This window comes from Blastococcus goldschmidtiae, from assembly GCF_031845325.1.
Taxonomy (GTDB): domain Bacteria; phylum Actinomycetota; class Actinomycetes; order Mycobacteriales; family Geodermatophilaceae; genus Blastococcus; species Blastococcus goldschmidtiae.
The window spans coordinates 85201-109510 of sequence record NZ_JAVREI010000013.1 but is presented as its reverse complement, the minus strand read 5'-3'; the positions used below and the strand labels follow the sequence as shown (position 1 = coordinate 109510).

Annotated in this window: 27 protein-coding genes; 15 read left to right on the top strand and 12 right to left on the bottom strand. The window is 74.8% G+C overall.

Annotation, left to right across the window (positions count from 1 at the left end; genetic code table 11):
* Window positions 1–48: 48 nt before the first annotated feature.
* Window positions 49–711, bottom strand: a complete 663-nt coding sequence (locus RM425_RS16550) for an HAD hydrolase-like protein (RefSeq protein ID WP_311346315.1) — start codon at window positions 709–711, stop codon at window positions 49–51.
* Window positions 708–1265: a peptide deformylase gene (def, locus tag RM425_RS16545; RefSeq protein ID WP_311346314.1), complete on the bottom strand. Its 558-nt coding sequence runs from the start codon at window positions 1263–1265 to the stop codon at window positions 708–710. The genes RM425_RS16550 and def overlap by 4 nt, the downstream gene beginning before the upstream one ends.
* A 43-nt stretch (window positions 1266–1308) precedes the next feature.
* Between def and RM425_RS16540 the strand changes: the two genes are divergently transcribed.
* The 3 genes from RM425_RS16540 (at window position 1309) to RM425_RS16530 (ending at window position 4554) form a co-directional block, all read left to right on the top strand.
* Window positions 1309–2262 carry a cobalamin biosynthesis protein gene (locus tag RM425_RS16540; protein ID WP_311346313.1) on the top strand — a complete coding sequence of 318 codons (954 nt, stop codon included), beginning with the start codon at window positions 1309–1311 and terminating at the stop codon, window positions 2260–2262.
* A 103-nt stretch (window positions 2263–2365) separates the two neighbouring features.
* On the top strand, window positions 2366–3034 hold the full coding sequence (locus tag RM425_RS16535) for a lysophospholipid acyltransferase family protein (RefSeq protein ID WP_311346312.1): 669 nt from the start codon (window positions 2366–2368) through the stop codon (window positions 3032–3034).
* On the top strand, window positions 3031–4554 hold the full coding sequence (locus RM425_RS16530) for a cobyric acid synthase (RefSeq protein ID WP_311346311.1): 1524 nt from the start codon (window positions 3031–3033) through the stop codon (window positions 4552–4554). Before RM425_RS16535 ends, RM425_RS16530 begins: the two co-directional genes overlap by 4 nt.
* A gap of 6 nt (window positions 4555–4560) precedes the next feature.
* Here the strand turns inward: RM425_RS16530 and RM425_RS16525 are convergent, their stop codons facing one another.
* Window positions 4561–4947 carry an acyl-CoA thioesterase gene (locus RM425_RS16525; protein WP_311346310.1) on the bottom strand — a complete coding sequence of 129 codons (387 nt, stop codon included), beginning with the start codon at window positions 4945–4947 and terminating at the stop codon, window positions 4561–4563.
* A 40-nt stretch (window positions 4948–4987) separates the two neighbouring features.
* On the opposite strand from RM425_RS16525, the gene RM425_RS16520 reads away from it, so the two are divergent.
* Together RM425_RS16520 and RM425_RS16515 are read left to right on the top strand one after the other, a co-directional pair.
* Complete coding sequence (locus RM425_RS16520) at window positions 4988–5686, top strand: MSMEG_1061 family FMN-dependent PPOX-type flavoprotein (protein ID WP_311346309.1); 699 nt, start codon at window positions 4988–4990, stop codon at window positions 5684–5686.
* Window positions 5687–5738: 52 nt separating this feature from the next.
* Window positions 5739–6164, top strand: a complete 426-nt coding sequence (locus RM425_RS16515) for a VOC family protein (protein WP_311346308.1) — start codon at window positions 5739–5741, stop codon at window positions 6162–6164.
* Between the two features lies 1 nt (window position 6165).
* Here the strand turns inward: RM425_RS16515 and RM425_RS16510 are convergent, their stop codons facing one another.
* Window positions 6166–6363 carry a hypothetical protein gene (locus RM425_RS16510; RefSeq protein WP_311346307.1) on the bottom strand — a complete coding sequence of 66 codons (198 nt, stop codon included), beginning with the start codon at window positions 6361–6363 and terminating at the stop codon, window positions 6166–6168.
* A 176-nt stretch (window positions 6364–6539) separates the two neighbouring features.
* On the opposite strand from RM425_RS16510, the gene RM425_RS16505 reads away from it, so the two are divergent.
* A complete protein-coding gene (locus RM425_RS16505; protein WP_311346306.1) occupies window positions 6540–7055 on the top strand; it encodes a type II toxin-antitoxin system PemK/MazF family toxin in 516 nt (171 codons plus the stop codon).
* A gap of 7 nt (window positions 7056–7062) precedes the next feature.
* Here RM425_RS16505 and RM425_RS16500 read toward each other — a convergent pair whose 3' ends face one another.
* Window positions 7063–7299: a hypothetical protein gene (locus RM425_RS16500; protein WP_311346305.1), complete on the bottom strand. Its 237-nt coding sequence runs from the start codon at window positions 7297–7299 to the stop codon at window positions 7063–7065.
* Between the two features lie 283 nt (window positions 7300–7582).
* On the opposite strand from RM425_RS16500, the gene cobT reads away from it, so the two are divergent.
* Complete coding sequence (cobT, locus tag RM425_RS16495; RefSeq protein ID WP_311346336.1) at window positions 7583–8674, top strand: nicotinate-nucleotide--dimethylbenzimidazole phosphoribosyltransferase; 1092 nt, start codon at window positions 7583–7585, stop codon at window positions 8672–8674.
* Window positions 8674–10026: a uroporphyrinogen-III C-methyltransferase gene (gene cobA / locus RM425_RS16490; protein ID WP_311346304.1), complete on the top strand. Its 1353-nt coding sequence runs from the start codon at window positions 8674–8676 to the stop codon at window positions 10024–10026. Before cobT ends, cobA begins: the two co-directional genes overlap by 1 nt.
* A 166-nt stretch (window positions 10027–10192) precedes the next feature.
* Here cobA and RM425_RS16485 read toward each other — a convergent pair whose 3' ends face one another.
* The 5 genes from RM425_RS16485 to RM425_RS16465 form a co-directional block, all read right to left on the bottom strand.
* On the bottom strand, window positions 10193–11776 hold the full coding sequence (locus RM425_RS16485) for an HNH endonuclease signature motif containing protein (protein ID WP_311346303.1): 1584 nt from the start codon (window positions 11774–11776) through the stop codon (window positions 10193–10195).
* A gap of 146 nt (window positions 11777–11922) precedes the next feature.
* Window positions 11923–12591 carry a class F sortase gene (locus tag RM425_RS16480; protein ID WP_311346302.1) on the bottom strand — a complete coding sequence of 223 codons (669 nt, stop codon included), beginning with the start codon at window positions 12589–12591 and terminating at the stop codon, window positions 11923–11925.
* Window positions 12569–13456: a hypothetical protein gene (locus RM425_RS16475; protein ID WP_311346301.1), complete on the bottom strand. Its 888-nt coding sequence runs from the start codon at window positions 13454–13456 to the stop codon at window positions 12569–12571. Before RM425_RS16475 ends, RM425_RS16480 begins: the two co-directional genes overlap by 23 nt.
* 83 nt (window positions 13457–13539) lie before the next feature.
* Complete coding sequence (locus RM425_RS16470; RefSeq protein WP_311346300.1) at window positions 13540–14082, bottom strand: dioxygenase family protein; 543 nt, start codon at window positions 14080–14082, stop codon at window positions 13540–13542.
* A gap of 22 nt (window positions 14083–14104) precedes the next feature.
* Complete coding sequence (locus RM425_RS16465) at window positions 14105–15292, bottom strand: PucR family transcriptional regulator (RefSeq protein WP_311346299.1); 1188 nt, start codon at window positions 15290–15292, stop codon at window positions 14105–14107.
* A gap of 75 nt (window positions 15293–15367) precedes the next feature.
* Between RM425_RS16465 and RM425_RS16460 the strand changes: the two genes are divergently transcribed.
* Genes RM425_RS16460 through RM425_RS16445 form a run of 4 tightly spaced genes read left to right on the top strand, consistent with a single transcriptional unit; the run spans window position 15368 to window position 18630 of the window.
* Window positions 15368–16669, top strand: a complete 1302-nt coding sequence (locus RM425_RS16460; protein WP_311346298.1) for an alkyl sulfatase dimerization domain-containing protein — start codon at window positions 15368–15370, stop codon at window positions 16667–16669.
* A complete protein-coding gene (locus tag RM425_RS16455) occupies window positions 16669–17028 on the top strand; it encodes a YidH family protein (RefSeq protein ID WP_311346297.1) in 360 nt (119 codons plus the stop codon). Before RM425_RS16460 ends, RM425_RS16455 begins: the two co-directional genes overlap by 1 nt.
* On the top strand, window positions 17028–17414 hold the full coding sequence (locus RM425_RS16450; RefSeq protein WP_311346296.1) for a DUF202 domain-containing protein: 387 nt from the start codon (window positions 17028–17030) through the stop codon (window positions 17412–17414). Before RM425_RS16455 ends, RM425_RS16450 begins: the two co-directional genes overlap by 1 nt.
* A gap of 52 nt (window positions 17415–17466) precedes the next feature.
* Complete coding sequence (locus RM425_RS16445) at window positions 17467–18630, top strand: acyl-CoA dehydrogenase family protein (protein ID WP_311346295.1); 1164 nt, start codon at window positions 17467–17469, stop codon at window positions 18628–18630.
* A gap of 28 nt (window positions 18631–18658) precedes the next feature.
* Here the strand turns inward: RM425_RS16445 and RM425_RS16440 are convergent, their stop codons facing one another.
* Window positions 18659–19363 (bottom strand): (2Fe-2S)-binding protein, encoded by a 705-nt coding sequence (locus RM425_RS16440; RefSeq protein ID WP_311346294.1) that lies wholly within the window; start codon window positions 19361–19363, stop codon window positions 18659–18661.
* 142 nt (window positions 19364–19505) lie between these two features.
* Here RM425_RS16440 and acs point away from each other — a divergent pair, with 142 nt between their 5' ends.
* The 3 genes from acs to RM425_RS16425 all read left to right on the top strand — a co-directional run bounded on the left by acs (window position 19506) and on the right by RM425_RS16425 (window position 23045).
* On the top strand, window positions 19506–21458 hold the full coding sequence (gene acs, locus RM425_RS16435; RefSeq protein ID WP_311346293.1) for an acetate--CoA ligase: 1953 nt from the start codon (window positions 19506–19508) through the stop codon (window positions 21456–21458).
* A gap of 140 nt (window positions 21459–21598) precedes the next feature.
* A complete protein-coding gene (locus RM425_RS16430) occupies window positions 21599–22111 on the top strand; it encodes a phage holin family protein (RefSeq protein ID WP_311346292.1) in 513 nt (170 codons plus the stop codon).
* A gap of 7 nt (window positions 22112–22118) precedes the next feature.
* Window positions 22119–23045, top strand: coding sequence for an alpha/beta fold hydrolase (locus tag RM425_RS16425; protein ID WP_311346291.1), 927 nt, complete (start codon window positions 22119–22121; stop codon window positions 23043–23045).
* Window positions 23046–23128: 83 nt separating this feature from the next.
* Here the strand turns inward: RM425_RS16425 and RM425_RS16420 are convergent, their stop codons facing one another.
* The gene (locus RM425_RS16420) at window positions 23129–24310 is read right to left on the bottom strand and encodes a MarP family serine protease (protein ID WP_311346290.1); all 1182 of its coding nucleotides are present in this window, start codon (window positions 24308–24310) and stop codon (window positions 23129–23131) included.

Here is a 24310-nt window from a genome sequence, read left to right as displayed (position 1 = left end):
TCCTAGCTGCGGGCGGCCGGCCCATGGTGCGTGCTGCCGGCGCGCGCCTCATCCCATTTTCCCGAGCAGGCCGGGCACGTCGGCGGGGACGGCGGCGATCGCGGCGGCCCCGGCGGCCGCCAGCTCGCCGTCCTCCGCCGGGCCCCAGCCCGCCCCGATGCACGGCAGGCCGTGGGCGGCCGCCCCCAGCACGTCGTGCGACCTGTCGCCGACGAGCACGGGTGCGCGCCCCCGGGGATGCGCGCCGAGCGCCGCGGCCACCACCTGGTCCTTGTGCCGGACGGTGCCGTCCAGAGTGGCGCCGTGGACGCTCGCGAACGCCGGGAGCAGGCCGGTGTGGTCGAGCACGCGCACGGCGAACGGTTCGGGCTTGCTGGTCGCGACGGCGAGCGTCGCCCCCGCCGCGCGGAGGTCGGCGAGCAGCCCCGGGATGCCGTCGTGCACCGTGACGTCGAGCAGCGCACCCGCCGCGTAGTGCGTCCGGAAGGCGGCGACGGCGCCCGGGACGTCGTCCACGCCCAGGCCGAGGACCAGCGCGAAGCCGTCCTGCAGCGGAGGCCCGACCATGCCGCGCAGCTGGTCCGGCGTCGGCTCCGGGATGCCGAGCGCGGCCGTGGCGTGCCGGACCGAGGCGTGGATGCCCGGCGCTGAGTCGACCAACGTGCCGTCCAGGTCGAACAGGACCAGGCGCCCGGTCAGCCCGCCGCTCACGCGGGCAGGTCGCCGCCGGGACCCGCCGCCTCGGCGAGCAGCCGCTCGCACACGTCCTCGGGCAGCCGGTCCACGTAGACGATCCCGTCCAGGTGGTCGACCTCGTGCTGCAGGCAGCGCGCGGCCATCCCGGTCGCCTCGATCGACACCGGGTCGCCGTGGACGTCGACGCCGTCCACCCGCGCCCGGAAGGCCCTCGGCAGCTCGGCGTACGGGCCGGGCACCGACAGACAGCCCTCCTCGGTGACCTCCTCGGCGGGGTCGTCCCCCTCGGCCGGGAGGATCGTCAGGGTCGGGTTGATCGCGTACCCGACCACGTCCTCACCGACGGCGTCGGGGCAGTCGATGACGAAGATCCGCGCGTCCACGCCGATCTGGTTGGCCGCCAGGCCCACGCCGTCGGCCGCCTCCATGGAGGCGAACATGTCGAGGAGCAGGTGGCGGAGGTCGCGGTCGAACTCGGTCACCGGGGTACACGGACGGTGCAGCACGGGGTTGCTGCCGTACGTGACGATGGGCCGGGCGACGCCGTCGTAACGGCCGGGCAGGCGCATGACGACCGATCCTAGGGAGGCCGCCCGCGGACGTGCGGGCACCATGACGCCCGTGGACGTCCCGCTCGCCGCCGGCCTGGCCCTCGGCTCCGCCGCCGACCTGCTCCTGGGCGACCCGATCCGCCGCCACCCGGTGGCCGGCTTCGGGTCGGCGGCCGCCGCGCTCGAACGCCGGCTGTGGCGGGACGACCGCCTGGCCGGCGCCGGGCACGTCCTGCTGCTGACGACGGCGGCGGCCGCGCTGGGGGCGGCGCTGGAGCGGGCGACCGGCTCCCGCCCGGGCGGGCGCGCGCTGGTCACCGCCGCGGCCGCGTGGACGGTGCTCGGCGGCACGTCGCTGTCCCGCACCGCGGAGCGGATGGCCGACGCCCTCGCCCGCGGCGACCTGCCTGGTGCGCGCGCGGTACTGCCCGCCCTCGCCGGCCGCGACCCGAGCGGGCTGGGCGCCGGGGAGCTGGCGCGGGCGACGGTCGAGTCGGTCGCGGAGAACACCTCCGATGCCGCCGTCGCCCCGCTGTTCTGGGGCGCCGTGGCCGGTGTGCCCGGTCTGCTCGCCTACCGGGCGGTGAACACGCTGGACGCGATGGTGGGCCACCGCTCGCCCCGGTACGAGCGCTTCGGCTGGGCGTCGGCCCGGCTGGACGACGTCGCCAACTGGGCGCCGGCGCGGATCACTGCAGCGGTGACCGTCGCCTGCGCCCCGCTGGTGGGCGGCTCGGCGTCCGGTGCATTGCGTGCCTGGCGCGCGGACGGCGCGGCGCACCCCAGCCCCAACGCGGGGCGGTGCGAGGCGGCGCTGGCCGGCGCCCTCGGGCTGCGCCTGGGTGGCCGCAACGTCTACGGCTCCCGGGTGGAGGACCGGCCGACGCTCGGCTCGGGCCGGCCGCCGGAGCCCGGCGACATCCGCCGGGCGGTGCGCCTGTCGCGCGCGGTGTGGGCGACGTCGGCCGCCCTCGCCGTCGCCGCCCGCCTGGTCCGCGCGAACCGGCGCCGCTGAGCCGGGCCTGCGCGCTGCCGCTCCGGGCGGTCCGGAACAATGCGGACGCCGCACGAGCCGTCGGTCCCGCCGACGGCGGGGCGGGCCGAGGAGGGAGCACCCGGTGTTCTACGTCATCGCCCGCTTGGTCATCCGCCCCGTGTTCTGGGTGCTGTTCCGCCCGCGGGTCACCGGCAAGGAGAACGTGCCGCCGACCGGGCCGGTGATCATCGCCAGCAACCACCTGTCGTTCATCGACAGCCTGGTGATCCCCACCGTCGCCCCGCGCCGGGTCCGGCTCCTGGCGAAGGCCGAGTACTTCACGGGCAGCGGGATCTCCGGCTGGTTCACCCGGGTGCTGTTCACCGCGCTCGGCGCGCACCCGGTCGAGCGGGAGACCCACCGCGCCGCGCAGGCCGCGCTGGACACCGCGCTGTCGGTGCTCCACCAGGGCGACGCCTTCGGGCTGTACCCGGAGGGCACGCGCTCGCGCGACGGCCGGCTGGCCCGGGGGAAGACCGGGGTCGCGTGGCTGGCGCTCACCGCCGACTGCCCGGTCGTGCCGGTCGCCGTCCACGGCACCGACCGGGTCCAGCCCGTCGGGGCCGGCTGGCCCCGGCCCGCCCGGGTATCGGTGACCTTCGGGAAGCCGCTGACCTTCCCCGAGCACCGCGGGCTGGCCGGCAAGGGCAAGGCCCGGCGCGAGGTGACCGACGCGATCATGGAGCAGATCGCGGCCCTCTCCGGCCAGGAGAAGGCCGGGTGGGGCGCCCCTCCCGAGGGGCCCGCGTGAGCGGAGCACTGCTGGTCGCCGGCACGACGTCGGACGCCGGCAAGTCCCTCGTCACCGCGGGGATCTGCCGCTGGCTGGTCCGGCAGGGCGTCTCGGTGGCGCCGTTCAAGGCGCAGAACATGAGCAACAACTCGATGGTCACCGCCGACGGCGCGGAGATCGGGCGCGCCCAGGTCGTGCAGGCGGCCGCCGCCCGGGTGGAGCCCGAGGCCGCGATGAACCCGGTGTTGCTCAAGCCGGGCGGGGAGAACTCCAGCCAGGTCGTCGTCCTGGGCCGTGCGGTGGGCGAGGTGACCGCGCTGTCCTACCGGCCGCGGAAGGCCGCCCTGATGGAGCAGGTGCTGGCCAGCCTGGCCGACCTGCGGTCGCGGTTCGACGTCGTCGTCTGCGAGGGTGCCGGCTCCCCGACCGAGATCAACCTGCGAACCGACGACATCGCCAACATGGGGCTGGCGACGGCGGCCCGGCTCCCCGTGGTGGTGGTCGGCGACATCGACCGCGGCGGGGTGTTCGCGGCGCTGCACGGCACCGTGGCGCTGATGCCACCGGAGGACCAGCGGCTGGTCGCGGGCTTCCTGGTCAACAAGTTCCGCGGCGACGTCCGGCTGCTGCGGCCCGGCCTGGACCAGCTGACCTCGCTCACCGGCCGCCCGACGCTCGGCGTGCTGCCCTGGCTGGCCGACCTCGAGGTCGACGTCGAGGATTCGCTGGGCCTGGACGCGCCGCGCTCCCGCACCGGCCCCGCGCACGGGGAGGAGGTCCTCCGGGTGGCGGTGGCGCGGCTACCGCGCATCTCGAACTTCACCGACCTCGACGCGCTCGCCGCCGAGCCGGGCGTGCTCCTCCGGTACGCCACCCGCCCCGAGGAGCTGGCGGACGCCGACCTCGTGGTCCTGCCCGGCACCCGCGCCACCGTCGCCGACCTGGCCTGGCTGCGCACGAGCGGGCTGGCCGAGGCGGTGGGCCGGCGGGCCGCGGCCGGGCTGCCGGTGCTGGGCATCTGCGGCGGGTTCCAGATGCTGGCGCGCACCATCCGCGACGACGTCGAGTCGCGTGCGGGCGTGGTGCCCGGGCTCGGGCTGCTGCCGACGGAGGTGCGGTTCGCACCGGAGAAGACCCTGGGCCGCCCCACCGGCTCCGCGCTGGGCGAGCCGGTCACCGGTTACGAGATCCACCACGGCGTCGCCACGGTGGACGAGGACGCGGAACCGTTCCTCGACGGGGCGCGGGCGGGATCGGTCTTCGGGACGACGTGGCACGGCGCGCTGGAGAACGACGGGTTCCGCCGGGCGTTCCTGCGCGAGACGGCCGCGCTGGCCGGACGCCGGTTCGTGCCCGCCCCGGACACCGACTTCGCCGGTGTCCGCGAGGCGCGGCTGGACCGGCTGGGCGACCTGGTCGCCGAGCACGCCGACACCGACGCGCTCTGGCGGCTGATCGAGCAGGGGCCGCCCGCCGGCCTCCCGCTGCTGCCGCCGGGGTCCGGGTTCGGGGCCGGTTCGCGGGTCACGGCGGGCTGATCGGCCTCAGCCGGCCAGGCACGCCCGCAGGTCGTCGGGCCAGGCCGTCGGTGCGCCACCGGTGAGACACACGTAGGTGGTCCGCACGGTGCAGCACGGCCGCTCGCCCACCCGGATCCCGAAGCGCACGGTCAGGCTGGTGCGGCCGAGCTTCTCCAGCTCGGCGTCCACCTCGACGGTGTCGCCGTGCCGGGCGGACGACGTCCACTCCAGCGTGCTGGCGACGACGACGTACTGGAAGCCCTCGGCCCCGAACCGGCCCCAGTCGACGCCCCTCTCGATCCACCACGGGGTCAGCGCCTCGTCGGCCCACACGAGGTAGTGGGCGTTGAAGACGATGCCCTGCATGTCGCACTCGGCGAACCGGACGGGGGCACTCCACACCTGGGACACGGAGGGCCACGGTATCCGCGTGGCCGGTTACGGTCGTCGGGTGGATCCCGTCGCCGCTCCGGCCCTCCCGCACCCTGACCCGGGCCTCTCGCACCTCGACCCGGGCCTCCCCATGTCCGACCCGGCCCGCCCTGTTGCCGACCCCGCCGGCCGGGACGTCGTCGCCGGATACCGGGCCCCCGGCGGGCTGGTCCTGGACAAGGTGATCGACCACCTCGACGCGCACTGCCGCGAGTTCATCGCCCACTCCCCCTTCGCCACGCTGGCCACCGCCGATGCCGAGGGCTGGCCGGAGATCTCGCCGCGCGGCGGCGACCGGGGCTTCGTGCACGTGCTGGACGACCACCGGCTGGCGCTGCCCGACCGCCCGGGGAACAACCGCGTCGACAGCCTGCGCAACCTGACGGCGAACCCGCGGGCGGCGCTGATGTTCTTCGTGCCGGGCGTCGACCAGACGCTGCGCGTCTACGGGGCCACCTCGCTGCTGCGGCCCGAGGAGCTCGACCTCGACCTGACCGAGTTCGGCCGGGCGCCGCTGTCGGTGCTGGTGCTGCAGGTCCGCAAGGCGTTCTTCCAGTGCCCGAAGTCGGTGATGCGCTCCGGGCTGTGGGACCCGGCGCAACGGCTGGAGCCCGGGACGCTCACCCCGTTCGGCCGCGTCATCAAGGACCACTGCGCCCTGGAGAGCGACCTCCCCGACGACGCGACGATCTGGGCGGACCTGGCCCAGGAGCTCTAGCCGGCGGGGTCGTCGGCGCCGGATCGTCGGTGCCCCGGCCTACGGTCCGGCCATGGCATTCGACATCCAGGTCGTCGTCGACTCCACCGCTCCCCACGAGCTCGCCGACTGGTGGGCCGAGGCGCTGGGCTGGCAGGTGGAGCCGCAGGACGAGTCGTTCATCGCCCGCATGGTGCAGGCGGGCGCGGCGAGCGAGGCCGACACGATGCGGCACCGCGGCGCACTCGTGTGGACACTGGGCGCGGCCCTCACCTCGCCCGAGCCGGGCCGGCCGCGTGTCCTCTTCCAGCGCGTCCCCGAGGAGAGGACGGTCAAGAACCGGTTGCACCTCGACGTCCGCGTGGGCCCGGAGCGCCGGGAGGCCGAGATCGCCCGGCTCGTCTCGCTCGGCGCGATCGAGCTCTGGCGCGGCTCGCAGGGCCCGATGGCGTGGGCGACCCTCGCCGACCCGCAGGGCAACGAGTTCTGCGTCGCCTGATTCAGTCGGAGGGCAGGTCACGCTTCAGCTTGCGATCGGCCACCGCCCGCTCGGCGAGGATGCGGGCCCGCTGGGCTCGCGGTCTGCGCCCGTTGCCCAGGTAGCGCGCATCCTCGACCAGCTGGAAGGCGGCCAGCACGCTGGCCTGCACCTCTCCGGCTCGCGGGACGGCGGGGCGCACCGGCTCGGCCGACGTCATGGGGACCCCTCTTCCCCGGAACCCGCCCTGACTGCCTGTCACGGCCGATCCCGTGCCGGAACGGTTTCCCCGCGATCGGGCGGGCTAACCACTCAGTGACGAGAGCGTGCCCATGTGTCACACAGGACACAGGCGCCCCAGCGGCGCCCGCGGCGCGGACCCGTAGCGTGCGGCGCATGGCAGCGCGGCGGAGGCTCCGATCAGCGGCGCGGTCGGTGCTCGACCTGGTGCTCAAGGCCGGCGGCCAGAGGCGCCCGACGCCGAGACGCGCGTCGCCCGACCGGTCCCGCCGTCGGGCCGCTGCCCCGTTCCCCGACGTCGAGTACCGGCCCCGGGACGACGACGCGGCGGATCCGGGCGAGATCGTCTGGGCGTGGGTGCCCTACGACGAGGGCGACGGGCGCGGCAAGGACCGCCCGGTGCTCGTCATCGGGCGACGGGGCGACGACCTGCTCGGCCTGATGCTGAGCAGCCAGGACCACGACCGCGACGCCGCGGACGAGGCGCGGCACGGGCGGGTGTGGACCGACCTGGGCACCGGCGCCTGGGACGCGCGCGGGCGCCCCAGCGAGGTCCGTCTGGACCGGTTGCTGCAGCTCGCGCCCCGCGACGTGCGTCGCGAGGGTGCCGCGCTGGACCGGGCGCGGTTCGACCGCGTCGTCGCCGAGGCCCGTCGCGTGCAGGGCTGGTGAGCGCGGCTCAGTCGGCGACGGACTCGTCGCGGGCAGCGGCATCGGCGCGCGGGCGCACGGTGTAGACACCGGCGCCGTCGGCGAGGGTCTCGAGGTCGTAGCGGTGCACGACCTTGGGCCCGCCGTGCAGGTGCACGTGCGTGACCGTGGGCAGCGGCTCGCCGTGGCAGGCCTTGCGGATCTCCACGCGACCGTCCAGCGGGCCGCCGACGTACAGCAGCACGGCGTCGTCGGCAGCCGACACGGCTCCGGTTCCAGCGTCCTCGGACAGGTCAGCGCTCCCTCGCTCGTTCCGCGACCAGCCAGGGTAGGCGCGGATGGCGTTCCGGGGCGAGGGGCGCGGGTCAGCCGCCGGTGATGCGCCACAGCCCGGCGAGGGTGCGTCGATGCAGTCCATCCCGGCCGGGGCGGCCGTGTCACCTGCGCGTCACACGGGCGTGGTCTCATGCGTCCCCTGCACCACCTGACGCCGGGTCCGGGCCCGCTGCGATCCTTGACCCCCACACCGCCGCTGCCGAGGAGTTCCGCTGAGCACCGAACCCGCCCCGTTCGCCGGCACCCTGCTCGGCGACACCATCGCCGCGATCCATCCCCGGGACGCCGGAGCCGAGCTCGCCGCCCGCGAGCGGCTGGACCGGATGACCAAGCCCCCGGGGTCGCTCGGCGTCCTGGAGGACGTCGCCGCGCAGCTCGCCGGCATCGCGGGTCGCTGCCCAGCACCGCTGCCCGAGCCGGCCACCGTCGCCGTCTTCGCCGGTGACCACGGCGTGCACGCCCAGGGGGTGACGCCGTGGCCGCAGGAGGTCACCGCGCAGATGGTGGCCAACTTCGTCGCCGGCGGCGCCGTGGTGAACGCCTTCGCCGCCGGGCTGGGCGCCCGGGTGGTCGTCGTGGACGTCGGCGTCGCCACCCCGCTGGACGCGATGCCGTCGCTGCTCGACCGGAAGGTGCGCGCGGGAACCGCCGACCTCGCCGTCGGCCCGGCCATGACGGTCGACGAGGCACGGCAGGCGCTCGAGGTCGGCATCGAGGTGGCGACGACGCTGGCCGCCGACAGCGGCTGCCTGATCACCGGCGACATGGGCATCGCGAACACCACCGCGTCCGCCGCCCTGGTGTGCGCCTTCACCGGTGCGACCCCGGCGGCGGCGACGGGGCGCGGCACCGGCATCGACGACCCGACGCTGGCCCGCAAGATCGAGGTGGTGAGCCGCGCGGTGTCCCGCGTGCCCTCGCGGCCGACGACGCCCGAGGCGGCCCTGGCCGTGCTCGCCGAAGTGGGCGGCCTGGAGCACGCAGGCCTGGCCGGTTTCGTGCTCGGCGCGGCGGCCGCGCGGGTGCCGGTGCTGCTGGACGGCGCGATCGCGGGCTCGGCGGCGCTGGTCGCCGCGGCGCTGTGCCCCACGGTGCTCGACTACGCGCTCGCGGGGCACACCTCGGTCGAGCCGGGGCACGCCGTCGCGCTCGACGCGCTCGGCCTGCGCCCGCTGCTCGGGCTCTACCTGCGGCTGGGTGAGGGCACCGGGGCGCTCTTGGCGCTGCCGCTCGTCACCAGCGCCGCGCGTGCGCTGCGGGACGTGGCCACCTTCGACTCCGCCGGCGTGACCGAGAAGAGCTGATGGCCACTCCTGCCGACCCCGCGCGGGCTCCCGGGCCCACGGATCCTGCCGATCCCGTACGGGCTCCCCGGCCCAGCGGTGCTGCCGACCCCGCGCGGGCCGCCGGGCCCAGCGGTCCGGGTGGCCCCGTCTATCCCGTCGGCCTGCGGCTGCTGGACCGTCGGGTGATCGTCGTCGGCGGCGGGCAGGTGGCGCACCGCCGGGTGGCCGGCCTGGTGGAGGCACGGGCGCACGTCACCGTCGTCAGCCCCGAGGTCACCCCCGCCCTCGAGGCGCTCGTCGCGCCCGGCTCCCTCACCTGGCTGCGCCGGCGCTACCAGCCCGGTGACCTCGACGGCGCCTGGTACGCCGTGGCGGCGACCGACGACGCGGATGTCAACGCGGCCGTCGCGGCGGAGGCCGAGAGCGCCCGCATCTTCTGCGCGCGCGCCGACGACCGCGCCTCCTCCAGCGTCTGGACACCCGCGACCGGGCGGCACGGCGACCTCGTCGTCGGCGTCCACGGCGGCGGCGACCCCCAGCGGGCGATCGCGGTCCGCGACGCCGTCGTCTCCGGGCTGACCGACGGCACGATCGCCGACCGCACCTCGCGCGACGTGATGACCGGCCGCGCCGGCGGCGTCGTGCTGGTGGGCGGGGGTCCGGGTGACCCGGCGCTGATCACCGTGCGCGGGCGGCAGGCGGTGGCTCAGGCCGACGTCGTCGTGGCCGACCACCTGGCGCCGCTGTCCCTGCTCGCGTCGCTACCGGACGAGGTGGAGGTCATCGATGCCTCCAAGCTGCCGCGCGGCCGCTCGATGGCCCAGGAGCAGATCAACGAGCTGTTGGTGGACCGCGCCCTGGCCGGCAAGCGGGTGGTGCGGCTCAAGGGCGGCGATCCGTTCGTGTTCGGCCGCGGCATGGAGGAGGTCGAGGCCTGCGTGGCCGCGGGCGTGCCCGTCGAGGTGGTGCCGGGGGTGACCAGCGCGATCGCCGTGCCCGCGCTCGCCGGCATCCCGGTCACCCACCGCGGGATGACCCACGAGTTCGTCGTGGTCTCCGGTCACCTGCCGCCCGGCCATCCCCAGTCGCTGGTCGACTGGTCGGCGATCGCGCGGTTGCGCGGCACCGTCGTGGTCCTGATGGGCGTGGACACCGCGCCGGCCATCGCCGCGGCGCTGGTCGAGCACGGCCGCGCGCCGTCGACGCCCGTCGCGATCGTCAGCGACGGCTCGACGCCGACGCAGCGCACCGTGCGGACGACCCTGGCCGAGCTGCCCGCCACCCTGGCGACGGCCGAGATCCGGCCGCCGGCCGTGTGGGTGGTCGGACCTGTCGTGTCGCTGTCACCGGACCTGAGCACGCCCAGCTGAGTTCCGCGCCACCTCTCGGCGAGGTGGCCTGGGGCGCCTCCTCGACTGGGCAGCACGGGGGCGCCGCCCCGGAAGCGTGGCGCGTGTCATCGACGTGCCGAGAGCGTCCCGCTGTGAAGGAAGTCGGCGACTTCCACCGTTCGAGGCGGCCGAAGGCCATGGGGTCTCAGAAGGGCGGCGGGGTGTCGTCGGCCGGTGTGGATGGCGGCGCCGGGAGCGCGCGTTGTGCGTGCACCAGGCCGGGTGGTCGGGTGGTCCGGGTGATGCCGGACGGGGTGGTCACGCTGAGCGTGCCGTCGGGGCGCATCTGGAAGCGCCAGCCGCGGGCGAAGGTCTTGAGCCGGTGGTGGGTGCGGCACAGGCAGCAGAGGTTCTGGCAGCTGGTGCGGCCGCCGCAGTCGTAGGGGAGGACGTGGTCGGCGTCGGTGCGTCCGGCGGGTTGCCCGCAGCCGGGGTGACGGCAGGTGCGGTCGCGCATGCGGATGAACCGTTCCTGCGCGGGGGTGTGTACGTAGCCGGTCGCTTCGGGCGGCGGCCCCAGCACCGGACACTCGCAGGCGACGTCCCGCCCGTGCATCCGGCAGCCGCGGGCCGCCAGCCGGGCGAGTTCAGTTGCGGTGGCGGTGGCCAGCAGTGCGCCGTCGTCGTCGGTGACGGCCACCGTCAGGCTGCCGCCGGGTGGCGCCTGCACGCCGAGTGCGCTGAGCTGGGTGAGCAGTTCGCGCAGGTGGGCGGCGGTGATCGGGGTGCCGTCCACGGCCGGCGTCGCCTCGCCTGCCGCCGCTCGATCCACCGCCTGACCACGGGCCCGTTCCGCCCCTCGGCTCCAGGCGCTGCCCACCGCATGCCCCTGGTCCGGTGTGCCCGGGCAGTCCGGGCAGTCCGGGCGGCGCAGGGCCGACAGCGGTGCGGTGATCGTGAGGTGGCCGGTCATCGCCGGGCGGGAGGTGTTCCAGGAGCGCAGCACCAGCGCGGCGTGCGCCTCGGCGCGCAGCACGCCGATCGGCCGGTCGTCCCCGCCGGTGGCGGCCAGCTGCGCGGCCTGATCGATCGTGGACCACATCGCCGCCGCCACCGGCGCGGGCAACTCACTGGCCAGCGCCGACATGCCGTCGGTCGGCGGGTACAGCCGCACCGCGGCGCGCTGCTCGGCGTCGATGCGGCGCTGCTCGGCGAACTCCTCATCCGCCGCCTCCGCCGCAGCGACCAGCCGGTTGCGCAGCTTTCCCGGCGACAGGCCCGCGGCCAGGGGCAGCACCGCGGGCACCACGGCCGCGAGGACCTCGTCCGAGGCCGTGGTGAGGACGTCGGCGAACACCCCGGCGCGGTACCGGTCCAGCCGGCCGGCCGTGCACTCGGCGTGCACCGCGGGCATGCGCTCCACCAGCTGATAGGCCTGCGCGGCCGTCCGGGAGGCGAACGACCGGGAGCAGTTCAGCACCATCCCCAGCTCGTCGGGGAAGAACTCCGAGGTGCCCGGCACCGGCGACCCGCCACCGCGCCGCCGCGCACCGGGATGCCCCGGCGGGGGATCATCGGTGTCGGGCCGGGCGGCGGCCAGCGCCATGACCAGTTCAGCCGCGTAGGCGGCGTCCATCGCCTTGCGGGCCTGCACCCGCTGCAGCTCCACGGCCACCTGCTCGGCCGAGAGCAGCTCGACCGGCAGCCGCTGCACCGACGGCGGACGCTGCATCAGCCAGCCGACCAGGACGCCCTCCACCACGGAGCGCTGCACCACGGTCGCCGACATGGACCGAACATACGTTCGAGGTACGACAGTTTCGGCGGCTCCAGGGCCAGGCGATCTCGATGCCTTCAGGGCGAGGGCTACCTCCATGCCTCGGTCATTCACGGCCCCAGGGCCCCAGGGCCCCAGGGCCTCAGCGCCTCAGCGCCTCAGCGGACGACGGTCGCGAACACCACCGTGTTGTCGGTGCTGGTGCCGGCGGCCTCGACGAACTCGCCCCCGCAGGTCACCAGCGCGACGTCGGCCTCCGGCGGGTGGCCGTTGAGCGTCTCGGCCAGGGCGGAGGTCGCCTTGTCCAGCCCGGTGACCGGCTCCCCCAGCACCTGCAGACGCAGCACGGCACCGTTCGCGTCCCGCAGGTTGATCTCATCCCCGGGGCGCAGGGTGTGCAGCCGGTCGAAGACCGCGCCGCCGGCGGCCTGCTGGTGGCCCAGGATGACCGCCATCTGCCCCGAACCGGGCAAGGGACCATCGGACCACCACGACGTGGTGCGCATCGACTCGGGAACCCCGTAGCCGTCGACCAGGGCGCCGGTGAAAGGGTTCTCGTACTGCACGGTGCCGCGGGTCTCCACGACCGTGTCCACGTCGATCGCCGGGATGCTCAGCGAGGCCGGCTGGATCGCGCCGGTGGCGACCATCTCGCCGGCCAGGGCCGGCGTCTCACCGGCGAGCGGCGCCGAGGCCCCGGGGGCCGGTCGCGGAGCGGTGTCCGCATCCGGCCGCCCGGAGACGACGAGCAGCAGTGCCAGTCCGGCCGCCAGCACCATCAAGAAGGCGCCGGCGGCGCGGAGATCAATCCCGCGTACGTACCGCACGGCCCCGCATCCCGTATCCAGCCGCACCGGCGGCCACGAGCACCAGCCCGCCACCCAGGGCGGTCAGCGGCACCGAGGTGTCGTCGGCCCGGGGCGCGTCGGCACCCGTGGGCGCGTAGCCCAGGTAGGCGACGGGCTGGGCCACCGGCTGAGGAGCGTGCGGCGCGGGCTGCTCGGGCGTGGGGTGGGCGACCGGCGACATCTCCGGCTCCGGCTCCTCACCGGACGGCAGCGTGGGAACGCACGTCTCGAGCGAGGCCAGCACGAGCTCGAGGCCACCGATGATGTCCTCGGACGGGCCCGCCTCCCCCTCGCTGGGGACGAAGCCGGTCAGCAGGTCTTCGATGAGCACCGGCAGCGCAGCCGGATCCGCTTCGCTCAGCTCCGTCAGGAAGGCCTCGAGCTCGGCCGCGTACTCCTCGAGGTCGAGCAGCGCCGCCAGTCCTGCCCCGAACTGCTCGAGCCCGGCGGACACGCCCTCGATGCACTCCTCCGAGAAGCCCGCCTGCGCGAACAGCGCCTGCAGTTCCGCAGGCACCTCGAACGGCGGCAGGGTTCCGTCACCCTCGGACTCCGTGCCCTCGGACTCCGTGCCCTCGGACTCCGTGCCCTCGGACTCCGTGCCCTCGGGATCCGTGCCCTCGGGGTCCGTGACCTCGGGCTCCTCGGTCCCCGGGTCCAGCGGGAGGTCGCTGACGACGGGGGTCTCGGCCGTCGCGTCGTCGAAGGCCTCGGTCACCGGATTGTCCGGGGTCTCCGGCGCGGCCCGGGCCATGCCTACCGGGACCAGGACCAGTGCGGCGGTCACGCCGGAGGCGACCAGGGCACGGCGGCCGTGCGGCGAGGAGGGACGGCGCTGAGACAAGTGTGACTCCCGGTTACGAACAGGTGGGTGAGCGCACTCACTGTCCGAAGGGCCACACCTGCACGCCAGTCCGACCCTCCGGCTTACCTGTTACCCCGCGTGCGTCGTAACTGACCGAAGACAGACCGAAACGGAACGTTTCCACTCCCAAGCCCCAACGCCACCCCTTCACCGCACGTAGAGGCCGCCGCGCAACGTGGTTGTGCTGTCGATGTAGTACTCCTCCTATCAGCGCCGTGCTGCACCACCGGGACGTCCGCATCCGGGAAGGCGTGCACCAGCACCCACCAGGCGCCGTGGTCGATCCCCCAACTGTCGACGTCGGCGCCCACCCACGTCGGGTGCACGACGTCGGCGATCTCGTCGTGGAGCTCCGGCAGGCCGGGCGGTTCGTAGCGGACCTCGAACAGCTCCGGCGGGAACCCGTAGAAGTCGTGGAGCATGCGCGGCCGCGGCATGGCGGTCACCGCGGTGGCCTGCACGTACCAGTGCGCAGAGACGACCAGGACCGCCCGCGGGCGGGGCACCGACCGGCCGAGGGCGCGCCAGGCCTCGGTGTAGCGGTTCCTCTCCAGGGCGTTCATCGGATTGCCGTGCCCGATGAACGCGGCGGGCAGCTCCGTCATGCGACTCCCCCCACCTCCAGCCCTATCGATCATCCTCCGCGCGGACCCCGCCCGCGAGACCCAGCGGACCCCGGGCGAGCGTCCGGTGGACCACGATCGCCGCCCCGAGGAGCTGGATGCCCCGGGCCGAGCGGGGGTCGACCCCGGTCAGCTCTCCCACCCGGTCCAGCCGGTTGTCGACGGTGTTGGCATGGACGCCCAGCGTCCGGGCGGCGTGCCGCCGGTTCAGGTCGGCGTCGAGGAAGGCGCTCAGGGTCGGCAGCAGCTCGGGGTGCCCGCTCAGCGGGGTGAGCACCGCCACCAGCTCCGCCGTGCTGTCCACCTGGTGGGTGAGGTGGTACTCCAGCAGCACGTCGGAGAGCCGGTGCGCCCCCGGCCGGCCGGCGACGGCGGCGATCCGGTCGGCCCGCGCCGCGGCCGCCGGCACGGCCTCCGGGAACGCCGCCGGCGCGATGCCCACGACCGGCGCGGCCGGCGCGACGGCCGGGATGACCACGTCCTCGACCGGGCAGGAGGCGGGCAGCAGCACGAAGCCGCCCAGGTCGTCGCGCAGGCTGAGCGCGCGACCGTCGGCGCAGGGGGCGGTCCGTGCCAGCACGAAACGAAGCGCCGCCCGGGCCGCGGCCGGGTCACCGCCGTGGGCGGTGCGCACGCGGAGCACCAGGTAGCCGGGCTCCAGCGCGAGTCCGTAGCGCGCGGCGACGTCCGCGGGCCGTTCCCCGCGGAGGAGCGCCCAGGTGAGCTCCCGGACCGCGACGTGCTGGTCGCCGGCACCCGCGACGTAGGCCTCGGTCACCTGGGCCACCGCCGCGCCCATCCCGCGCATCTGCTGGCGGGTCAGCCGCAGCAGGGCGGCCTCCTCGCCCGGCAGGGCAGCCTCGGCGAGGGCGTCGACGACCACCTCGGCGCCCACGGAGTACGTCTGCACGAGGGCGGCCAGCGGCACGCCCTCCTCCGCCCGCTGCACGGCCCGCTGCCGGGACAGATCGGCGCTGCCCCCGGGCAGCCCCTGCGCGTGCAGCAGGAACGCCCGGATCGCCGCTCGCGCGGTCGCGGCGACCTCCACGTCCTGCACGTCGCTGGGGAGCCGGTCGAAGCCGGGCACCTCGCTCCGGATCCGCTCGACCACCCGGCGGGCCAGCCGGGGCACCTGCGGGAGCAGCCGGGCCGCCAGCGCGGCCGCCTGCGGATCGCCCGCCGGTTGTGACATGTCACAACGATAGCGACGCCGGACTGGCTCTCCGGCCGGTTGCCCGCCCCGTTGGGAGACGCCACGGTGAACGGCATGACGCGCTCTCTGGTCGACTACGCCGACGACGTCTGGCGCGGGGCCGCCGACGACAACATCGCCCAGAGCGGATCCGGTGGAAGCGGGGTCCTCGACGTGGCCGAGGGCGTCGGGTTCCACCCCGGCTTCGGCAACGTGGTCACGTTCCGGGCCGGTGGCGAGCTGGTCCTGTTCGACAGCGGCAGCCCGATGGGTGCGCAGGGCCTGCACGCGGCGGTCCGGCAGTGGAGCGCGGACCCGGTGAGCACGGTGGTGTTCTCGCACGGGCACATCGACCACGTGTTCGGCGTCGGGCCCTTCGACGCCGAGGACTCCCCCCGTCCCACGGTCATCGCCCAGGAGCTCATCGGCGACCGGTTCGACCGCTACGTCCTCACCAACGGCTACAACGCGGTGATCAACCAGCGCCAGTTCCAGGCGCCGCAGCTGACCTGGCCCACCGAGTACCGCCGTCCCGACATCACCTACCGCGACGGCATGACCGTGACCCGCAACGGTCTGACGATGGAGCTCTTCCACGTCCAGGGGGAGACCGACGACGCCACGGTGGCGTGGCTGCCCGAGCAGCGCATCCTGTGCCCCGGCGACATGTTCATCTGGGTGACGCCGAACTGCGGCAACCCGCAGAAGGTGCAGCGCTACCCCCGCGAGTGGGCGATCGCGATGCGCCGGATGGCCGCACTGGACGCGGAGATCATGCTGCCCTCCCACGGGGCGCCGATCTTCGGCGCCGAGCGCATCCGGCAGGCGCTCACCGAGACCGCCGAGTGGCTGGAGAGCCTGGTCGAGCAGACCCTGGACGGGATGAACGCCGGGGCGCGGCTGGACGAGCTGGTGCACACGATCAGGCCCCCGGCGCACCTGGCCGACCGGCCCTACCTGCGGGCCAGGTACGACGAGCCGGAGTTCATCGTCCGCAACCTCTGGCGCCGGTACGCCGGCTGGTACGACGGCAACCCGGCCAACCTCAAGCCGGCCCCCGACCACCAGCTCGCCGCCGCCGTGGCCGAGCTGGCCGGTGGCACCACGGCGCTGGCCGACGCCGCCCGCCGCTACGCAGGGGCCGGGGAGCTGCGGCTGGCCGCACACTTCGCCGAGCTGGCCGTGCAGGCCGACGCCGACGACGCCACCGCCCACGCCGCCCGCGCCGAGGTCTACGCGGCCCGTGCCGCGGCGGAGGAGTCCCTGATGGCCCGCGGCATCTTCACCTGGGCCGCGGCCGAGTCGCGCAAGGTCACCGACGGGACCGGGCCGGAGGCCGGGCCCTCGGCCCGGCTGCTGGCGCCGAAGCAGGACTAGTGGGCCGCTGGCCGGGCAGCGTCTACCGCGAGGGCGTCGAGCCGGACCCGCGGTTCACCTTCGCCAACGAGCGGACCTTCCTGGCGTGGCTGCGGACGTCTCTCGCCCTCGTGGTCGCGGGCGTCGCGGTCGACGTCCTGGCCGAGTCGGGGGACGCCGACGCCGACGGCTACCGGCCGCTCGCGGCCGCCCTGATCGTCCTCGGCATGGCCGCCAGCGGGGCCGCCTTCACCCGCTGGATGGCCAACGAGCGGGCGATGCGGAGGCAGGAGCCGCTCCCCGGCCTCGGGCTGGGGACGGTCCTGGCCGGGGGCATCGGGGTCATCGCCCTCGGCCTGGTGCTCCTCATCCTGCTCTGATGGCACGTCTCGCCGGCCGGCTCCGTCCCCGGCTGCTCCGCTCGGGCCCGGCCCGGACGGCGCCGCCGGCCCCGTGGGACCCGGGACTGCAGCTGGAGCGCACGACGCTGGCCTGGCGCCGGACGGTGCTGTCGGGCTACGGCGCCTCGCTGCTCATCGGGCGGCTGCTGCTGGACCGCTCGCCGGTCGCGGCCATCGCCCTCGCCGCCAGCACCACCGTCCTCGTCGCCGTGATCGGTGCCCGTGCCGCGCTGCGCTCCCGCACCGCCGACGCCCGGCTGCGCCGGCAGGAGGAACTGCCGGACGCACGCCTCTACGCGGCGGTGACCGCACTGATCTTCCTGGTGGGGGTGATGGCGCTGGCCACGGTCCTCCTGCGTCGCTGACCCCGCCGAGCTGCCGCTACGGTCGGCCCGACGGGTCGACCGGGAGGACCACATGAGCAGCGACGACGAGCTCCGCGCCGAGGTCCGGGCCTGGCTGGCCGCCCACTGGGACCCGGCCGTCGACCGGGCGCGGTGGATGGCCGCGGTCGTGGACGCCGGGTACGCCGTTCCGCGCTGGCCCCGGTCCGCCTTCGGCGCGGCGCTGGGCGACGAGCAGGCCGGCATCGTCGAGGCCGAGTTCGCCCGGGCCGGCGCACCCGGCAGCGGCCAGGACCGGACCAACCTCTGGGCGAACACCGTGCTCACCCACGGCAGCACGGAACTGCGCGAGCGGCTGCTGCGGCCGCTGCTGGAGAACCGGCTGCGGATGTGCCTGCTCTACAGCGAGCCGGGGGCCGGCTCGGACCTGGCCGGGGTGCGCACGAGCGCGGCGCTCGAGGGCGACGAGTACGTCGTGGACGGGCAGAAGGTCTGGACGTCGAACGCGGCCGGTGCCGACTACGGGATGCTGCTGGCCCGCACCGATCCCGCCGTGCCCAAGCACCGGGGGCTGAGCTTCTTCTTCCTGCCCATGGACCAACCCGGGGTCGAGGTCCGGCCGCTGCGGCAGATCACCGGCGAGGCGCACTTCAACGAGGTGTTCCTCACCGGCGCCCGGGTGCCGCGGGCGTTCGTGCTGGGCGAGCCGGGGCAGGGCTGGCGGGTGCTGCAGACCGCGCTGGCCTACGAACGGGTGGCCCTCGGGCAGGCCAACCTCGGGGCGATGACCCGCGCGGCCGGCCGCGGGGAGGCCGACCTGGCCGAGCTGGCCCGGCGGTACGACCGGTCGGACGACGTGCTGCTCCGCCGGGAGATCGCCCGGGTGTTCGCCCTGCGCGCGGTCAACCGCTGGAACAACCAGCGCGCGCAGGCCCAGCTCGAGCAGGGCAGCTCCTCGCCGCTGGCCTCGCTGGGCAAGCTCTCGATGTCGCGGATCGTGCACGAGACCGGCCGCGTGCAGTCCGCGATCGTCGGTGCGCAGGCGCTGCTGGAGGGCCCGGACCACCCGGACGGCGACGACTCGAACTTCGCCTCGATGAACGCCTACTTCACCTCGATCGGCGGCGGCACCGACCAGATCCAGCGGAACATCATCGGCGAGCGGCTGCTCGGCCTGCCCCGTGAACCCGAGGTGGACCGGGACGTCCCGTTCCAGGACGTGCAGCACTCCTCCTGAGCGGCCGTGGGCCTCACCAGCGAGGACCTCACCAGTGGCGGGCGGCGCGCTCGAGCAGGGCGCGCCGCTCGGCCGGCGGTCGTCGGGGGCAGGAGGTGCACAGCGCTCCCGACGGCAGCTCGTGGAGCAGGCAGCACGACGCCCTGCGGGTGAACCGGGCACCCGCGACGTCCTCGTACCTCGGCACGGGGAGCGGAGCACCGATCGCCTCGGCCAGCGGGCGCGCGAGCGCCGTTCCCGCCGCCGGGTCGCCCACCGCCCGGCCCAGGTCGAGCAGCCGGTTGGCCAGCGAGTCGGTGGCGATCGCCCAGAGCGGCCGCTCGCGCACCCCGCCTGCCTCGGCGACGGCCGCGACGACCGCCGCCAGGGACGCCCGCAGGTCCGGCGCCGGCGTGGCGCTCCCCCCGGCCGCCACCGCCGCGATCGGCACGAGTCCGGGCAGCAGGGCCACGGTCAGGTCCTCCAGCCGGGCCGACAGCGGGATGCCGGCGACCAGCCCCGCGAGCGGCGGGGTGACCAGCACCGACGACGCGGAGTACCACCACGTCGTGGCCAGCACCCGGCGGTCCGTCGTCCGCTGCGACCGAGCCCGGCGGGCGAGCACCTGCGCCGTCCAGGCTGGATCGGCCAGCGCGGTGGCCGGCAGGATGGTGGCCCCTGCCGGGACGAGCAGTCCGAGGGCCCCGGCGCCGCGGATCCGCCGGGTCACGGCGTCCTGCTCCGGGGTCCTCACCAGGCCAGTCTGACCGGCCGTCGCACGGAACCGGCCGCCCGCCGTCCCGAGGCAGACGACGCCGCCGCGGAGCCCATACGGTGTGACCCGAGGCACGTCGCGTCGCCGGGCTCCGAGCGACGCCGGACACCGGAGGTACCGCATGACCGACACCCAGTCGTCGACCGGGGACCGGACCTTCGCCCCGCCCGAGGCGATCGCCTCCCGGGCCAACGTGGGGCCAGCGGTCTACGAGGAGGCGGCGGCCGACCGGCTGGCCTTCTGGGCGGAGCAGGCGGGCCGGTTGTCCTGGGACCGGCAGTGGGACGAGGTCCTGGACTGGAGCAACCCGCCCTTCGCGAAGTGGTTCGTGGGCGGCCGGCTCAACGTCGCCTACAACTGCGTCGACCGGCACGTCGAGGCCGGCCACGGCGAGCAGGTCGCCTACCACTGGGAGGGCGAGCCGGGCGACACCCGGACGATCAACTACGCCCAGCTCAAGGACGAGGTCAGCAAGGCGGCCAACGCCCTGACCGAGCTCGGGGTGCAGGCCGGCGACCGGGTCGCCATCTACCTGCCGATGATCCCGGAGGCCATCATCTCGATGCTGGCCTGCGCCCGCATCGGCGCCGTTCACATGGTCGTCTTCGGCGGCTTCTCCGCGGACGCCCTGGCCAGCCGGCTCGACGACGCCGGCGCCGTCCTGGTCATCACCGCCGACGGCGGCTACCGCCGCGGCGCACCCAGCGCCCTGAAGCCGGCCGTCGACGACGCCGTGAGCCGCTCCCCCGGCGTCCGCAACGTCCTGGTGGTCAAGCGGACCGAGCAGGACGTGGAGTGGACCGAGGGCCGCGACCTGTGGTGGGACGACGTCGTGGGCCGCCAGTCCCCCGAGCACACCTGCGAGTTCTTCGACGCCGAGCACCCGCTCTACATCATGTACACGTCGGGGACGACGGCGAAGCCGAAGGGCATCCTGCACACCTCGGGCGGCTACCTCACCCAGGTCAGCTTCACGCACTGGGCGAGCTTCGACCTCAAGCCCGACGAGGACGTCTTCTGGACCGCGGCCGACGTCGGCTGGGTCACCGGCCACAGCTACATCGTCTACGGCCCGCTCTCGAATCGGGCGACGTCGGTGATGTACGAGGGCACCCCCGAGACGCCGCACCGCGGGCGCTGGTGGGAGATCGTCCAGAAGTACGGGGTCACCATCCTGTACACCGCGCCGACGGTGATCCGGACCTTCATGAAGTGGGGCGAGGACGTCCCCGCCGGCTTCGACCTCTCCACCCTGCGGGTGCTCGGCTCGGTCGGTGAGCCGATCAACCCCGAGGCCTGGCTCTGGTACCACGCCAACATCGGCGGCGGGCGCTGCCCGATCGTCGACACCTGGTGGCAGACCGAGACCGGTGGCCACATGATCAACCCGCTGCCGGGCGTGACCTCGCTGGTCCCCGGCTCCGCCCAGGTGCCCTTCCCGGGCATCAAGGCCAAGGTCGTCGACGACGAGGGCAACGAGCTCTCCGACGACTCCACCGGCCTGCTCGTGCTCACCGAGCCGTGGCCGTCGATGCTGCGCACCATCTGGGGCGACGACGACCGCTACGTCGACACCTACTGGTCGCGGTTCGGGAAGAACGTCTACTTCGCCGGGGACGGCGCCAAGAAGGACGCCGACGGCAACATCTGGCTGCTCGGCCGGGTGGACGATGTCATGAACGTGTCCGGGCACCGCATCTCCACGACCGAGGTGGAGTCCTCCCTCGTGGGGCACCCGTCGGTCGCCGAGGCGGCGGTCGTGGGCGCCAGCGACCCGACCACCGGCCAGGGCATCGTCGCGTTCGTCATCCTGCGCGAGAGCGGCGTCGACTCCGGTGACGAGCTCGTGCAGACGCTGCGCAACCACGTCGCCCGGGACATCGGCCCCATCGCCAAGCCCCGCCAGATCATGGTGGTGCAGGAGCTGCCCAAGACCCGTTCGGGCAAGATCATGCGCCGGCTGCTCCGCGACATCGCCGAGAACCGCGAGCTCGGCGACGTCACCACGCTGACCGACTCCTCGGTGATGAACCTGATCAAGGAGAAGCTGCCCGCGGCTCCCTCGGAGGACTGAGGAAGGACCCCCTCCTCCCCGCACCTCGCAGGCTCGGCGCGGTGCCCTGGAGGGGGCCTTGCGCAGGTGGGCCGAGCGCCCCCGGCACCGATACGGCACGATTCCTCTGACCAGCACCGCAGTCGAAGAAGGAGCCACCCGTGGCACACAGTGTCTCCGGCACGCCCAGCTCGTCGTCCGCCGTCCGTCCCGCGGGGACGGAGGAGCCCTCTGTCGGGACCCTCGTGCAGAGCGCCATGGCCGACATCTCCACGCTGGTCCGCAGCGAGATCGAGCTGGCCAAGGCCGAGGTCGGCAGGTCGGCGAAGAAGGCCGGCATCAGCGTCGGCCTGTTCGGGGCGGCGGGCGTGCTGGCCGCGTTCGCCGGCATCTACCTGTTCGTCACGATCGCCGAGGCGCTGACGGCGCTGGGCCTCCCGCGCTGGGTGTCCTACGGCATAGTCACGCTGTTCCTGCTGATCCTGGCCGGCATCTGCGCCCTGATCGGGAAGCGGATGATCTCGAAGATCGAGAAGCCCGAGCGCACGCTCGAGACGCTGTCCGACCTGCCCGAGGTGCTGCACCGCGAGGCGCCGGGCCAGCGCCACCGGGCCGTTCCCGAGGTGAGCAACGGCAAGGTCGTGCTGCGCGGCAACGAGTCGTACAAGGTCTGAGCCGCCGGTGACCGTCCCTCCGGGCGGGCAGCCGGACGCGACCAGCGTCCTGCTGCCCGGGCCGTGGACCCACCGCGACATCTCGGCCAACGGCATCCGGCTGCACGCCGCGGAGGCCGGCGAGGGCCCGCTGGTGCTGCTGCTGCACGGGTTCCCGCAGTTCTGGTGGACCTGGCGGTCGCAGCTGACCGGCCTGGCCGACGCCGGGTTCCGCGTGGTCGCCCCCGACCTGCGGGGCTACGGCGCGAGCGACAAGCCGCCGCGCGGGTACGACCTGCCGACCGCGGCCGCCGACGTCGCCGCGCTGATCCGCGCCCTGGGTGAACGCGACGCGGTGCTGGTCGGCCACGACTGGGGCGCCCTCGTCGCCTGGACGATGGCCGCGCTGCACCCGCGCAGCGTCCGCCGTCTGGTCGTCCTCTCCATGGCGCACCCGCGGCGGTTGCGTGCGGCGATGACCGGCGCGGCACAGCGGCGGGCGTTCCGCTACTTCCTCGGTGCGCAGCTGCCCCGGTTGCCCGAGCGCCGGCTCACCCGGGACGACGACGACCCGGTGGCCGACCTGCTGCGCTCCTGGTCGGGCCCCGGGTGGACGCACACCGCGGACTTCGCCGAGGCCGTCGACCGGTACCGCGCCGCCGCCCGCATCCCGCAGGCCGCCTACGGCTCGATGGAGTACTTCCGCTGGGCCGGCCGCTCCCAGCTTCGCCCCGACGGCCTGCGCTTCGCGCGCCGGATGTCCGCGCCGATCACCGCCCCTACGCTGCAGCTGCACGGCGGGGCGGACGCGTGCGTGCTGCCTGGCAGCGCGCGCGGCTCGGGCCGCTACGTGGCCGGCGCCTACGAGTGGCAGGAACTGCCCGACCTCGGGCACTTCCTTCCCGAGGAGGCCCCCGCCCAGGTCACCGGGGCCATCGCCGACTGGGCCGCGTAGCGCAGCGGAGCGGCCCGTGGTGACCAGAAGGACCCCGTCCCCCTCACCGCTCGTTCCTCGCGGCGAGCCTCTGGACGGGGCCGTTACTCGCAGGGGCCGGTGTCGGCCGCGTCGCTGGCGGCGCTGCCGACCGTCGCGGCCTGCATGACCTCCGGACCAGTGAGCGCGTACCCGGTGTTCGGGTCGTCGATGGCCGAGGCGAAGACCACGCCCAGCACGCTGCCGTCCGGTGCGAGCAGCGGCCCGCCGGAGTTGCCGGCCCGCACGCTGCCGAACAACGCGTAGACATCGCGGACCACGGTCCCGGAGTTGCGGAAATCCGGCCCGCTGATCTCCCCCTCGTCGCGGATCCGCGCCGCCCCGACGAAGAAGTCACCACCGCCGGGGAAGCCCATGATGATCGCGTCGTCGCCGGCGTCGGCCAGCCTGGAAGTGAAGGTCAGCGGCACCTGCGGCAGCCCGGGGACGTGGAGGACGGCGACGTCGAGCGCCTCGTCGACGTACACCGGCGTCGCGTCGTACTCCTCGCCCTCGGCCTCGACCACGGGCTCGGTGACCCCCGCGAGCACGTGGGCGTTGGTCATGACCCGCTCCGGGGCGTAGACGAAGCCGGAGCCGTCGATCTGGCGCGAGCAGGACGGCGCCACTCCGGTGATCTTGACGACCGATCCCCGCACCGAGGCCACGACCGGGCTGCCCTCCAGCGCCGGGTCGGGCGCGGGCACGTCGCGGACCTGGGTCGGGGTGAGGGGGTCCAGGACGTCGGGCAGCCCGCGCCGGTCGATGGCCTCGCGGAGGTTGTCGTAGACCGCCCGCACCCCCGAGGGGACCGCGCTGTCGACGGCCTGCACCAGCGCCGACTGGCGCACCTGCCCCGACACCTCGGGGAAGGGGGAGGTGGCCAGCGGCGAGGCGACCATCCAGGCGACCAGCAGCACCGCGGCCGCCGACACGACCGCGCCGGCGACCGAGTCGAGCATCTTGGCCGGTTCCCACGTGACCGCCCGGCGCACGGCCCGGCCGACAGCGGCGGCCAGGATCTGGCCGAGCAGGGCGCCGGCCAGGACGACGACGAGCGCGGCGAACACGCGCGTGAGGCTGGAGCCGTCGATGCGCTCGGCGACCGGCTCGGACAGCTGCGCCCCGAGCACGGCACCGCCGAGGAAGCCGGCGATCGAGGTGGCCGAGACGAGCAGCCCCTGCCGGAAGCCCGACAGGGCGAAGGCGAGCGCCAGCACGATGAGCACCACGTCCACGAGCGACAC